This window comes from Dyadobacter arcticus (genome assembly GCF_011762185.1).
Lineage (GTDB): Bacteria > Bacteroidota > Bacteroidia > Cytophagales > Spirosomataceae > Dyadobacter > Dyadobacter arcticus.
In genome coordinates this window covers 628,910-642,871 of record NZ_JAASQJ010000002.1, presented here as the reverse complement: position 1 = coordinate 642,871, position 13,962 = coordinate 628,910, and the positions used below count along the sequence as shown (strand labels likewise).

General features: G+C 46.3%; 11 protein-coding genes. 9 read left to right on the top strand and 2 right to left on the bottom strand.

Features of this window, described 5'->3' with window-relative positions:
* Positions 1-28 precede the first annotated feature (28 nt).
* The 6 genes from FHS68_RS10460 (at position 29) to FHS68_RS10435 (ending at position 6,294) form a co-directional block, all read left to right on the top strand.
* Positions 29-901 carry a helix-turn-helix domain-containing protein gene (locus tag FHS68_RS10460; RefSeq protein ID WP_167269758.1) on the top strand — a complete coding sequence of 291 codons (873 nt, stop codon included), beginning with the start codon at positions 29-31 and terminating at the stop codon, positions 899-901.
* Between the two features lie 105 nt (positions 902-1,006).
* Positions 1,007-1,768: an alpha/beta fold hydrolase gene (locus FHS68_RS10455; RefSeq protein WP_167269757.1), complete on the top strand. Its 762-nt coding sequence runs from the start codon at positions 1,007-1,009 to the stop codon at positions 1,766-1,768.
* 124 nt (positions 1,769-1,892) lie between these two features.
* On the top strand, positions 1,893-2,711 hold the full coding sequence (locus FHS68_RS10450) for an alpha/beta hydrolase (RefSeq protein ID WP_167269756.1): 819 nt from the start codon (positions 1,893-1,895) through the stop codon (positions 2,709-2,711).
* Between the two features lie 93 nt (positions 2,712-2,804).
* The gene (locus FHS68_RS10445; RefSeq protein WP_167269755.1) at positions 2,805-4,385 is read left to right on the top strand and encodes a M12 family metallopeptidase; all 1,581 of its coding nucleotides are present in this window, start codon (positions 2,805-2,807) and stop codon (positions 4,383-4,385) included.
* 325 nt (positions 4,386-4,710) lie between these two features.
* Positions 4,711-5,667 (top strand): c-type cytochrome, encoded by a 957-nt coding sequence (locus tag FHS68_RS10440; RefSeq protein WP_167269754.1) that lies wholly within the window; start codon positions 4,711-4,713, stop codon positions 5,665-5,667.
* An 81-nt stretch (positions 5,668-5,748) separates the two neighbouring features.
* Entirely contained in the window at positions 5,749-6,294 is a 546-nt protein-coding gene (locus FHS68_RS10435) for an MDR/zinc-dependent alcohol dehydrogenase-like family protein (protein WP_229211846.1), read from the top strand.
* Here the strand turns inward: FHS68_RS10435 and FHS68_RS10430 are convergent.
* Both FHS68_RS10430 and FHS68_RS10425 read right to left on the bottom strand, forming a co-directional pair.
* A complete protein-coding gene (locus FHS68_RS10430) occupies positions 6,195-7,154 on the bottom strand; it encodes a gluconolaconase (RefSeq protein ID WP_167269753.1) in 960 nt (319 codons plus the stop codon). The genes FHS68_RS10435 and FHS68_RS10430 overlap by 100 nt on opposite strands.
* Positions 7,155-7,177: 23 nt before the next feature.
* The gene (locus FHS68_RS10425; protein ID WP_167269752.1) at positions 7,178-8,383 is read right to left on the bottom strand and encodes a PQQ-dependent sugar dehydrogenase; all 1,206 of its coding nucleotides are present in this window, start codon (positions 8,381-8,383) and stop codon (positions 7,178-7,180) included.
* 498 nt (positions 8,384-8,881) lie between these two features.
* On the opposite strand from FHS68_RS10425, the gene FHS68_RS10420 reads away from it, so the two are divergent.
* From FHS68_RS10420 to FHS68_RS10410, 3 genes are all read left to right on the top strand, one after another.
* On the top strand, positions 8,882-12,991 hold the full coding sequence (locus FHS68_RS10420; protein WP_167269751.1) for an ATP-binding protein: 4,110 nt from the start codon (positions 8,882-8,884) through the stop codon (positions 12,989-12,991).
* Positions 12,988-13,413 (top strand): response regulator, encoded by a 426-nt coding sequence (locus FHS68_RS10415; protein ID WP_167269750.1) that lies wholly within the window; start codon positions 12,988-12,990, stop codon positions 13,411-13,413. The genes FHS68_RS10420 and FHS68_RS10415 overlap by 4 nt, the downstream gene beginning before the upstream one ends.
* A 170-nt stretch (positions 13,414-13,583) precedes the next feature.
* The gene (locus FHS68_RS10410; RefSeq protein ID WP_167269749.1) at positions 13,584-13,946 is read left to right on the top strand and encodes a PAS domain S-box protein; all 363 of its coding nucleotides are present in this window, start codon (positions 13,584-13,586) and stop codon (positions 13,944-13,946) included.
* Positions 13,947-13,962: the final 16 nt, after the last annotated feature.

Genomic DNA, 13,962 nt, shown 5'->3' with positions numbered 1-13,962 from the left:
TTTGTGTAAAAGAAATACTTAGCTGTAAATGATTTTAAAAGACCTTGCGCCTCACCGCTCGCTGAACGAATTTGTGCAGTGTTATCGGATTGTTCACTTTGGCTTTGTGAATGCGCCTGAGCCAATCCTGAAAGCGTATGCGCCCAGGCCGGAAGTTTGCCTTCATTTCTTTCTCCGCGAACGGGAGCTGGTCCAATTAGGCAGTGGTCCAAAAAGGGACCATAAATTTGGTATAGTCCTTGCAGGCCAGCAGACCTCGGTGATTAATCGGTATTTGCTGGGCAAAGATTTTATGACATTCAATATTATTTTTCAGCCAACTGCATTATTTAGGCTTACCGGGATTTCTTCATTCGAGCTAACCGATAAATACCTTGACGCTGAACTCATTTTTTCAAAGAATATCCGGTTGATCTATGAGCAGTTGCAAAATGCAGCCGGCTACGACCAAATGGTATTGATTGCTGACCGGTTTTTAAGCTCCTTAGTCCATAATACACGGAAAGATGCGCACCGGCTGGATACTGTAACCAAATTGATGATCAATTCCGGTGGCAAAGTTTCGGTAGATTGGCTCGCTGATGAGTCCTGCTTATCTCCAAAACAGTTTACCAGGAAATTCTATGAGCGAACGGGAGTTAATCCTAAATCATATATGAGGATCATTCGCTTTAACAATGCAGTAATAATGAAGAATGCTTATCCGGAAAGGGACTGGCTGCAGATAGCCTTTGACTGCGGATATTTCGATTATCAACACCTGGTCAAGGATTATAAGGATTTTACGAAGCACACACCAACCGAATTTCATCTCCTGGAAAGCAAGTCACCAGAGCGGGAACTTAATCTTACTTCTGAAATTTACAGGAGCCGTGCTGAGTCATCTTTCTCGCTGGCATAACAATGTCCCTTTTTTACCACTTGCGATTGATTGTTAATGCTCAATTTTGCTTCATAGTTCATTCAATACCAAAGCAATCTATTTTCAATCATTATCTTATTAGTCATGACAAACATTGAATTTTCTCAACCTGGTAAAACATACATCTTAGTTCACGGGGCATGGCATGGTGCCTGGTGCTGGGATAAAGTAACCCCATTACTGCAAGCCAGGGGGCACAAAGCAATAGCAACCGAGCTGCCGGGGCACGGAGGCGATATCGAACGTACGTCGGATCTCAGTTTGGATGATTACGTAAATGCAGTAGTAACAACTGCCAATGATCAAAACGGGCCGGTGATATTAGTTGGTCATTCAATGGCGGGTATCGTAATTTCGCAGACAGCGGAAAAGTTAGGTCCTGAAAAAGTCCTGTCCCTTATTTATATTGATGCATTCCTGCCCAGGGACGGTGAATCACTGTTCGCACTGGTAGAAGCAACGCTCAAACATTTGACACCAGATTCAAGAAAACCCACGCTTGTCGAAAATATTATCCCTTCGGAAGATCACACAACGAATACAGTCAATCCGGAAATGGCTGCGCAGATCTTCTATCATGATTGCTCCGAAGAGGACCAAAAGTTCGCATTAGCCAGAATTTTAAAAGAACCGATCGTTCCTTTGGCAACACCTGTGCGCTTAACTGACGACGTTTATGGAGTGATACCTAAATACTTTATCCTTTGCACGGAAAGCAGGGACATGGACAAAACATTCCTGTCGACAAACATGCCGTGTAAGAAAGTGTATAAGCTTGCGAGCAGCCATTCTCCTTTTTTCTCCATGCCAGACAAACTGGTAGATGTTTTAAGCGGGATAGAATAACGTCTTAGTAACTTATTTGGTTAAAACAAACTTACGTTTATAGTATACCGTCTTCATAATTGGGCTGCCCGGCCCACTGTTCTACCAGGGCATATTGTAATCTATTTATTCATCTTTTACTGCCATGAAAACAAATTTTCTGCCCTTCTGGGCAACAGTCCTTCTATTGTCCTTTTCGCTGCTGATTTCGTGTAGCGAAGATCATGAAATCAAAAAACCGGCCAAAACTTACTTGTTGATCCACGGGGCCAGCCATGGCGCATGGGCCTGGACGAAAGTAGTACCACTTTTACTGGCCCAAGGCCATCGGGTTGTAGCGATCGACCTGCCTGGCCATAGTGACGACAAGACACCTGCGGAAAAGGTGACGCTGGACGATTATGTGAACAAAGTGGTTGATGTCGCCAATTCACAAACCGGTCCCGTTATTCTGGTGGGACATTCCTCCGGCGGAGTTACGATTGCTCAGACTGCTGAGCGGTTGGGTACGGCAAAGGTGGAGAAGTTAATTTTCCTGGACGCCTTCCTGCCAAAAAACGGGGAATCTGTTTTTTCTCTGGCTGCGAAATTTCTGCCATCCAAACCAGGGGAAGCTACTTTTACGAACAGTTTTATCTTCGATCAGAACCAGGCTACTTTTACTTTAGATCTCGCTCAGGTTGCTAACTTCCTTTATCATGACTGCTCTCCCGCAGACATTGCGTTTGCGAAAGCAAATCTCGGTAAACAACCGGTTGCACCGTTCGCAACTCCTGTTCAGGTTACGGATGCTATTTACGGGGCTATCCCCAAGTATTACATCATTTGTTCGGAAGCCAGAAATGGGAACATGTCGGAAATGGCGAAAAATGTGGCCACGAATAAAACAGGTACGCTTCCAACCAGTCATTCTCCTTTCTTTTCGAAGCCAGAAACGCTCACTAAACTGATGCTCAGCTTTTGACTTAGATGAAGTTGGATTCGGCTGCGTATGGATATAAGCGTTCAGATATTGCCAAGTAGTTTATTTATTTATTTATTTATCATTTTCATTATTATGAAATCAATTTCATTGCCCGTTTGGGCATCAGGCCTCATATTGGCCTCTTCATTATTTAGTTCTTGTGAAGACAAGCTGGGGGAAACAACCCTTGAAAAACAAACTGCCATAGTCAGCTCGGACAGCACCGGTACAGTCAAGGATGGACAGTTCAGTGGGCATAGGATCAGGTATAAAGAGATTGATGGCCAAGCAGTCTGGCAGGACGATATTATTCTTACCGCTGAACAATTAGCAGGCGGGTCTGATGAAAATGCACGGGTTTCCGGAGCTGGTTATGCCAATAAAGATTACAGGTGGCCTGACGCATTCGTACCGTATGAAATCTCCGCGAATTTATCAGAAACTAATATCAACGCAGCGATAACAGAGTGGGAATCCAAAACCTCGGTAACTTTTGTTAAACGAACAAACCAGGCCGATTATATACGGTTCGTTTCTTCGAGTGTAAACCGGTCTAACATCGGTATGATCACGGGCAAGCAGGTTATCGAGTTGGAAAGTGGGGCATCGGTTGGTACGATTGTTCATGAAATCGGTCATGCGATAGGTTTAGTACACGAGCAGGCCCGTGCCGACCGGGACCAATATTTGACCGTTCACTGGGAAAATATAGAAGCAGGAAAAGAACATAATTTCGAGCAATATGGGAGCGGAGTAACCTTCGACGGAGGAAAACAGTTGGATTTCAACTCTATAATGCTGTATGGCCCTAAATATTTCAGCAAGAATGGGAAAGAGACCCTTACCAAAAAGGACGGCACCACCTGGACAAAGAACGAAACTGTGCTTTCAGTTGGAGATGTAAATACGATTACCGCCATGTATTCTAATTTATATATTCGGTGGTTCAAATCAATTTACAGCGTAAGTACAAAGGACGGATCCTATCAACTGCTAAATACACCTGAGGTTGGGGCAACTGGTGCAGCAAAAACCATTGCAGAAGATAACAATTATATCTGGACCATTGAAGGCAACGGTGTTCTGACGAAGGCGCACCGCTTGTCGGGGGACGTTATTCAGAAATACCCATTCGGAACCGGGGCTATTGGCCTCACCGGCGAAGATCAGCAGGGTTTTATGTATGCACAGCAGGGAACACGGCTTTGGAAGATCAATAAATTTAATGGAACGCGTACCAGGCTCGGCGGAGTAAATGCTCTTGAGAACTGGACTGGAACCCAGGCTCTTTACTACCATAACAATGGATTGTACATTATCTGGAAAAATACATTGTACAAGATCAACAGGACAACAGGCCTGGTTGAAAGACAGTATGGTGGCAACTGGACAGATGTGAAAGGCATGGCCGCTCCCTATGGAACATCACCATTTTTGTACATGATGTTGGCGGACAAATTATGGCGGATTAATAAAGACACCGGAGCAATTGATTTTGTGAGGGACGGTTTCCCGAACGTTACTGCGATGAGCGGGGTAGGTGGAAACTTGTTCATGGTGTCGGGAGATAATTTATATCGGGTCAACGAAAAAGGTTCCAGAGCACTGCTGTCACAAGGCTGGAACGGCGCAAACTCCATGGGTGCGATACACCATGCTGCCGGACTATTTTAAGATCAATAGCCATTCTCTAAAACCGGAGTTCCAGCTATTTATTTATCATCCATAAGTTTCTGACCAAATGGATGAAAGTGGCAAGAAACAAGTGCTGCCGGGTTTACAGGATAATATAGAATCCATAGGATTATCCCATCATCTTACTCTTTTCACTTAACGAAGGCTAGGGCGAGCTCATCTTATAAGATTAGCTTGCCCTAACTTCCTGGTGAGAGCAAAGCGAATCACTCATTTTAGTTACATAGTTAAAACATTCCTCCTTAAAACTGGGTTACTGGCTTGATCCGGCTGGAAGACGTAATATAACCTCATTACAGCAGCCATGAAAAAAAAGTTAATCAAACAGATCATTCGATCCTGTGTTATCCTCATTATGATGGTATCCGTATCACTCATTTACGTTCAACTAAGTTATAAAAAGGAATTTAGTTTGAAAGAGACCGGTATCAGATCATCCCGCGATTCTACGCTGATTACCAGGGGACAGTACCTGGTCATGGGGCCTTCGCATTGCTGGACATGCCATACGTCGAGTGGCATTAAAAATTTTCAGACCAGCGCGCATACAAGCCTTTCTGGTGGATTGAAAGTCGAGCTCCCATTTGGGACAATTTACACCCCGAATATCACACCTGACAGTGAAACCGGCATTGGCGCCTACAGCGACGAACAGTTGGCACGTGCAATAAGGCATTCGGTAAAGCATGACAATACTGCCATGGTGCCATTTATGACCTTTAATACGATGAGCGACTATGACATATCCGCTATAATTTCTTACCTGAGAAGTATTAAGCCCGTTAAAAACCGGGTGCCTGCCACAGAATTGAATATCCTGGGCAAAGTCGTTGCGCGTTTTGCGCTGAAACCTGTGTTGACCGAGGCCCCCAAATATGTAAAGCCGGATACAACCGCAGCTTACGGGCAGTACTTGGCTGTTTCGGTTGCCAACTGCGTGGGTTGCCATACCCTGCGTGGCAAGACGGGGGAGTTCATCGGTAGCCAGTTCGCAGGAGGTTACCAGATGCCTGTCAAAGGCGGTGTCTTTGCAACGCCAAATTTGACACCGGACGCAAAAACGGGAGTGATCGCTTCCTGGACAGTTAATGACTTCATTGGAAGATTCGCAGCGGGGGAAACTTTTCCGGATTCGCCTATGCCTTGGAAGTCGTTTCAGTCATTTAAAAAAGAAGACCTTAAAGCGTTGTACTACTTTCTGCAATCGCTGGAACCAGTTAAAAATGACGTTCAGCCGTTTATTCCCACGGCTCCTGAGTAACCCGTTCCCGGACAAGGGCGGTCTACTATTGTTTCTTATCTCGACTCCCCTTTCTCTGCATCAAGCGCACCGGTGGGCATTATGGCTATGAAAGCAGCCTGGATTCGGGGTGCGAGCCGGGTGGAAGCGGTGGAACTGATTCGACAGATGACCGGGGGCTATGGTGCCGATGTTTGTGTGGATGCGGTTGGAATGGAAGCTGATCGCAGCCTAGTCGAAAAGGCACTGGGTGTGGTCCGTGCGGAAGTGGGTACAATGAAAACCCTTGGATATTGCCTGGATGCCGTCCGGCGTGGGGGCGTAGTAACGGTCGTTGGCGTATATGGGACTCCGTTCGATAATTTTCCTTTACATCAGTGGTTTGATAAGGGCATTCAGATGAAGGGCGGTCAACTAACAGTTCACAAATACTTGGATCATCTGATCTCACTTGTCCAGCAAGAAAAAATGCAGATCAAGTATTTTATTGAGGCGCTTGATTCATATCAGGAGGAGATGGGCACAAACCAATCTCCTCCTAATGATTCTTATTTCACAGGCTTGAACTCGGCCCGCTGGATGGAAAATTCTTTGGATGGGCGCTTTACCGGATCAGCCAGCTCGTTCATTTTCGAGTTCAGAATGTAGACCTGCTTTGCAACCAATGTGAGAGTGCTCGGCTGTTGATAACGGTCTTCAGCGGCTGTGGCAGATTCCAGCTCCGCAGTCTGCCAGTCGTCATTACTGATCAGCCTGAATATCTTGTCCACACTTTTGTTTTGGACCACCACCAGTCTCCCGTTGTCATCGAAGAGCATGCCGTCCGAACCCGGGAAGAGGTTTTTAATCTTTACACGGCTGATTTTTTCCGGGTTTTTCAAATCCACCTTATACAAGGCTCCTTGGCTGTTGTTATTCACGATAAAAAAGCCTTTGGGATTGAAAGCAATCCCATTTAACCCGATATCCAACGCTTTGAAAAAATCACTTTTGACAAAAACTGAAGCTTTGCCAGTCTTATCAACGATGTAAATTACCGGGCTGAAACTGTCTGTAGCGTACAAATTGCCCTCCGCATCGAATACAATGTCATTGATAAAATGTTTACCCTCAACAAGACTTGCCAGGTCAATGTCTTTTACTTTTTTACCGGTGCCCAGGTCAAGGGCGATAAGCCTGCCTAGTTTTCTTAAAGTGGCCGGTTCACTGTATTTGCTGTAATTGGCATCCGACACACAGGCCCACAACAGTTTTTTTGAAGGATCAACCTTCAATCCATAGGTTGATTTTAATGTCGAATCAGAAAATACGGGTTTGTAATTGCCATTCAGATCGACACTTCCGATCGTGGCCGTTGTCACCGAGCCGACGTAGAAAAGTTTGTTATCAGGATGATATGCCACGCCTTCGGGATACAGACCGGGAACTGCGAACTTTATTACCGGAGTTTGAGCAAATGCAAGATTTATTGAGAATGCAAGAAATAGCGCGATGAAGATTTTTTTCATGTCGGTGACGCTGGTTTTGATGGTTATTTGGAAGGCGCGATACAATAAATAATGCCATTCTCATCGTCGGAGACATAGATCTTTCCAGTTTTGGCAACGATGATTCCGGCTGGTCTGCCAAATCTGGTTTTGCCGTCGGAATTCAGAAAGCCGGAGAAAAAGTCGGTCACTGAAACGGGCATTCCTTTTTCGAAATGAATTCGCTGAATCTTATAGCCTTCGGGGTTTTTGCGGTTCCAGGAGCCGTGCCAGGCAACAAGCGCATCGTTTTGAAACTCGGCGGGAATGCCGCTCACCGCTCCGAGGAACCGGAAATCGATCGGGGCACTGTGCGCCGGGAATGTCATGATGGAGGGCTTGGTGGATTTCGCATATTCCTCTTTGGTAGTCCCGCTGGGGTCCTCGCGGGTAGGATCAACCTGCTGTTTGCCAAATACCAAAGGCCAGCCATAGTCGCCGCCATCCTCGATCTTATTAAGCTCTTCGGGCGGGATTTCATCTCCCCGCCAGTCGGTGCCATTGTCGCATCCCCATATCTCGCCCGTTTCGGGGTGCCAGTCAAAACCGATGGTATTGCGTAGCCCGCGAGCGAAAATCCTTCTTTTGGTGCCGTCTGCATTCATGACCAGCATGGTCGCATTCTCCTTGTTGGTCTCGCCGCAGTCGTTGCAGGTACTGCCGATTGTCATGTACATTTTGCCATCTTTTCCGAAGGCGATCATCCGGTTATTGTGCTGCGCTCCTTCGGGAAGATCTTTAATGAGCGTAATCGTGTCGGAAAGCATTCCGTCGGTGCCGATTTTCGCCTTTTTGACGATCTTGCTTGATGCTGCAAAGAGGTAGCCATCATGAATGGTAATCCCGTGCACATCGGGGAATTGTGGCCAGACTGTGACCAGGTCTTCAAACATCCCGTCACCATCTTTATCGGTCAGCAGCAGGATGTCGCCTACATCCCGCCGGGTAATGTACAGGCCGCCGTTATCAGACACTGCCATCATCCTCGGCTTGCCCAGGCCGGACGCAGCGACAGAAACTTTAAAGCCAGCGGACACTTTCAGGTTGCTTACCATCGATTCCTTAAAGTCGACATGTTGCGGATAGACTGTGTTGACATTAGCCGAAAACGGTTGTTTGGACGGCAGCCCTTTTTGTGAAAATGCGGGCGCGGGCAAGGTAAGCAGGAGGTATGCGGCCAGAGGTACCGCTGCCAGTAAAATGTTTTTCATGTTTTGGAAAATTAGTACTAGATGAATTGAACCTTAGGCGGGTTGCGACGTCGCTTTTCTGGCAAAATCGGCCAATCCTTAGTTTCTGCATTTGTGCTCAATAATTTGACTGTTACTCCTGGGGACTTTCCTGTCTGCGCGGGCTTGACTGGCGAAACATAGTCTTGTGCATGTAGCAAAGGAGCCAATGTACAGATAAGCAAAATTGCCACTATGCAACTTTTCATCATCGTTTTGATTGTTTAAAGTTTGGTAATGAAGTGAGGGAGCTTACAAATATCATGCCGTTTCACTGCTCCCTTATTCCGCTTTTCAAGACACAACTGATTTGCCCGTTACGTTCCATGTGAGCGGAATCTATGCCTTCCATTGATGTGGTATGAATGTTTCGGCGTAGGTTGGAAAGTAAGTCATTGTTCATAAATCTCAGATTATCATTAGTTTTGAATCATATTCATCATTTACATAGAATTAACTGAGATAGGCTTTTTTGATAGTATGGATATACAATACGGCTCTAAGACAAATCGTGATAATTACAAGTTTTTGTCAGGTGGAGGCAAAACGGGCGAACTTATCCGCTCACTTGACTGGTCTGCAACACCGTTGGGACCAGTGGGATCTTGGCCGCAGAGCCTAAGGTCTGCACTAAGCATCTGTTTGAATTCTAATTTTCCGATAGCCATATACTGGGGCAAAGGCCTGCACCTGCTTTATAACGATGCATGGAGCCCGATACCAGGAAACAAACATCCTGCATCGTTGGGACTCACTGCCAAGCAGGTTTGGCCAGAGATCTGGGAAGATCTGGCCCCTCAATTTGAAAAAGCATTCAAAGGGGAGCCGGGAGGTTCTAAGGATGCGCTGCTGCCGATGCAGCGTCACGGCTACACGGAGGAATGCTACTTCGATTTCACCTTTACCCCGGTTTATGGAGAGGATGGGGAAGTTGAAGGCGTCTTTAACGCTGTCATCGAGACAACCTACCGCGTAATCAATGAGCGGCGGGCTTCCTTGTTAAAACAGCTATCTATTTGTATTGCCACTGCCCATACTTGTCATAACGTATATACATTAGCGGTTGACTTTTTCAAGGGGTATTCAAAGGATATCCCTTTTGCCTTTCTATATACGATTGATCAGTTAGGGGAAGCTGAATTCCTGGCTTCGACCGGAAACCATGCCTCTTTGGGGAAGCTGTGGAAAAACCAGTTACCCGTCGATGATCTTATAGCATCAGGAGCTTTGCTGCATATCCCTGATTTAAGTCAATATTTGACGGATATACCACAAGGATATTGGCCCGAACAACCCGTTGAGGGTGTTCTGGTCCCACTAAGTAGCAATAATGGTATTGTCGATGCTTTTATCTTTTGCGGCATCAGTGCCAGGCTGGGGTATGATGAAGACTACAAGGATTTCTACAATAGTACGGCAGTGGCCGTCATGACGGTTTCTCAAAACATTGTTTCCCTGCAAAAGGAGAGGGAAAGGTCCCGGTCACTGGCAGAACTGGACCGGTTAAAGACCGCTTTTTTTACCAACATTAGCCATGAGTTCCGGACACCGCTTACACTGCTGCTTGGCCCGGTTGAAGAGTTTCTGGCCGACCCGGCAATGGATCAGGATGTGAAGGCACGTATGGGGCCTGTTTACCGGAACGTCTTGCGTATGCAGAAGCTTGTCAACACACTTTTGGAATTCTCCCGCATTGAAGCCGGGAGGATCCATGCCACTTTCAGGGCTATTGATATCAGTGCATTTACAACCGATTTGGCAAGCACCTTCCGTTCTGCCATAGAAAAAGCAGGATTGAAGCTATCGATAAAGTCCTTTCCGATAAACGACCCTGTCTTCGTAGACACGGATATGTGGGAAAAGATCATATTGAACCTGATCTCCAATGCGTTCAAATACACTTTTGAAGGAGGTATTTCACTGGAAATAAGACAGATAGGCCCCCGCGTTTATGTATCGGTCACTGATACCGGCACGGGCATTGCGGAAGACCAGCTGGATAAGCTCTTCGACCGCTTTCACAGGATCGAAAATTCAGTAGGAAGAAGCCAGGAGGGGACAGGCATTGGCCTTGCACTGGTCAAAGAGCTGGTTGGCATTCATAAAGGGAGTATTTTGGTAAAAAGCCAACCCGGCCAGGGTTCTGTTTTTACAATAGAGATGCCAACAGGAAAAGCGCACTTGCCTGCCGACCATATAGCAGCAGAGGATTTTTCAACAACAACAATTATCCGCAGCGCCTATATAGAGGAAGCACTTGGATGGACGTATATGGACGACTTGCAAGATACTGCAGGTGTTGGGCTGATGGCAGCTTCCCCAGAGGAGCAAAAACGCATGGTACTTGTAGCTGATGATAATGCAGACATGAGGGCTTATATTAAACGGTTATTAGAAGGGCAATTTACTGTCCTGACCGCAGAAGATGGGCAAGAAGCCTACCTTAAGATGCTCCAATACAAACCGGACCTCTTGGTTTCTGACATCATGATGCCCAAGCTGGACGGTTTTGGCCTGTTGCAAAAAATCCGCCTTCATCCTGAGTTGAAGGCTACCCCGGTACTATTCCTGTCTGCGTGTGCAGGCGAAGAATCTAAGGTGGAAGGCCTGGACGCCGGTGCTGACGATTACCTGGTCAAGCCTTTCTCAGCAAAAGAGTTAATCGTAAGGGTAACCAACCATATCCGGGCCAACCAGGTGCGAAGGCAGACTGAAAAACAATTTTATGACTTGTTTCTACAAGCGCCCGCGATCATAAATGTCTTCAAAGGGCCAGACCATGTATATGAATTATTTCATCCTAAGAACAAGGAGATATTCGGAGCGGTGGATTTTACTGGAATGAAGCTAATCGAGGCGCTTCCGGAACTTGCGGACCAGGGGATCGTTAAGATGCTTGATGATGTATATCTGCTGGGAAAAACGGTTGTTGAAAACCAGCGGCAGGTTACCTTCGTTAATAAAGAAGGTGAAAAGACAGTTCGGTACCTGGATTTTATTTACCAGCCCTGGTATGATCACAGGGGCCGGATTGAAGGCGTTCTTAACTTTGCTATTGACGTGACAGCCCAGGCAAAGGCACAAAAGACAATCCGGGAAAGTGAGCAGAATCTGAGAAATATTATTACCCAGGCGCCGGTAGCCATGTGTCTATTCAGGGGCGACGACTTTGTTGTCGAAACGGCCAATGACAAGATGCTGCTGTTTTGGGGGAAATCTAAGGAAGAAGTATTGGGCAAACCTGTTTTTGAAGGGCTCCCCGAAGTCAAGGGGCAGGGTTTTGAGAAGCTTTTTTCGGATGTGTATGCATCTGGCGAGCGTTATACTGCTTTTGAGGCGAGCGTAATGCTTCAAAGGAACGGCGCGCTGGAAACTGCCTATGTAAACTTTGTTTACGAGGCACTCCGGGAAAACGACGGCAGCATTTCCGGGGTTATGGCTGTTGCTGTTGAAGTGACCGAGCAAGTTGTAGCACGTCGCAAGATCGAAGCAGCCGAAGAAAAGGCGCGTTTGGCAATAGAATCGGCGGAATTAGGCACCTACGAAGTCGATCTGCTGACCCAGGAAGTGGAAACTTCCGAAAGGTTCAATAAAATTTGGGGCATTGGGCGCAGAGCAAGTTGGGCTGAATTAATATCGTGTATCCACCCCGATGACAGAGCGGTTCGGCAAGAAGCGCATCAGGAGTTCTTACTTACCGAACGTTTGCATTACGAGGTGCGCGTAATCTGGCCGGACCAATCAGCGCATTGGATAAAAGTGAACGGGAAATTGATCCGTGACCTGAAAGGAGCGCCGAAATCATTGCTGGGGGTGATCCAGGATATCTCCGGGCAGAAACAATTCTCACAGCAGTTACAGGCCCAGGTCAAAGAAAGGACCTTTCAGCTCCAGCGTTCGAACGAAGACCTTCAGCAGTTTGCTCATGTGGCCAGTCATGATTTAAAAGAGCCTGTCAGAAAAGTGAAACTGTTTAGCAGCCGGTTACAAACAGAACTGGCGGGCCACCTTCCAGAAAAAGGCCAGCTATATATCAGCAAGATCCAGCATGCGGCAGACCGGATGTTTTCGATGATAGACGGGGTGCTGACTTATTCTTCGCTGAACGCTATCGAACAGTCGGCAGAGCCCATAGACCTGAACGAAATCATTAATAATATAGAAGATGACATGGAGGTCCTAATTGCTCAAAAAGGGGCCGTTATTAAAAAAGAGCATCTCCCTGTCATAGAGGGTGCGCCGGTGTTGATCTATCAATTGTTTTACAATCTTATTGGAAATTCTCTTAAATTTTCCAAAGCTGGCCAAGCCCCGATAATTTCCATTTCTTGCGCGGTCCCACTAAACCAAGGGATTGTCGATATCATGGTAGCCGATAACGGGATCGGGTTCGAGCAGCGGTATGCAGAACGGATTTTCGAGACGTTTGCCCGTCTGAATGGAAAGGATGATTACGAAGGGACTGGTCTGGGCTTATCGTTATGTAAAAAAATAGTAGAACGCCATAACGGAAAAATTGCAGTCCAAAGTGCGGTCGATAAAGGCACGAAATTTACAATTACAATTCCAAATGTGGCAACGGGGATATGATCAAGGTAATGCTTATTGATGATGATGCCGATGATAGGGAAATATTCTTTGAGGCTGTTTTGGAAATTGGTCCTTTAGCAGAATGCATACTTGCAAATACGGCGACGCGGGCGCTGGAACAACTTACAGCGTCCGGCACGGGCCTGCCGGATATCATATTTCTTGACGTCAATATGCCGGTGATAGATGGTTGGCAGTGCCTAGGATTGCTAAAAGGAAAGGCTGCCTTTAAAAATGTGCCGGTTATTTTATATTCTACTTCTTCCCACCAGCTTGAAAGACAAAAGGCTAGCGCGCTAGGGGCTGTTGGTCTTATGAAAAAACCAGTGGACTTTGAGGAACTTAAAGAGGGCCTTAGAGCAATAGCAGCTCATCTGAGAAAGGGGACGCTTTCGTCAGACCTTGACTTTTTCCAAGCCTGAATGAACCAGCGCCAATCTTTGTCGGGCAGCGATTTTTTTAGCCCTTCTTTGGAGTTAAAATTTAAAATAGGATCAGAACCTGACCAAATAGTACCTAACAGCAAGCAAAAGAATCAAACAGATAAGGAGATTATTTCTTTGGCTATTGCAAGGCTGTTTTGTAGAAGTAATTGTTTTTTTTAAGGGCTAACCTGATTGGTTATCATCCGGATGAGTTAATAAACACCAATTTGCTTCAAATATTACCAGCAAAGCACCACCCCGCATTTCATCAGTACTTGCGCGAAATTTCCCAGACAGGAAAGTCGATGGGCCTGATGACCACCTTGCATAAAAACGGCTCGTTGAAGATATGGAGCTACCATAATACCCTGGTTACAGGCCGGGATGGATCAAAGTATGTTGTGGGGAACTCGATTGATGTGACCGAGAGCCACCTGATGGAAAAGGACCTTCAAAGGACCCAGGAAATGCTTTTGCAAACCAATCAGGTTGCCCGGGTGGGCGGCTGGGAGGTTGAACCTGGTCAATAATACCATCTTCTGGTCA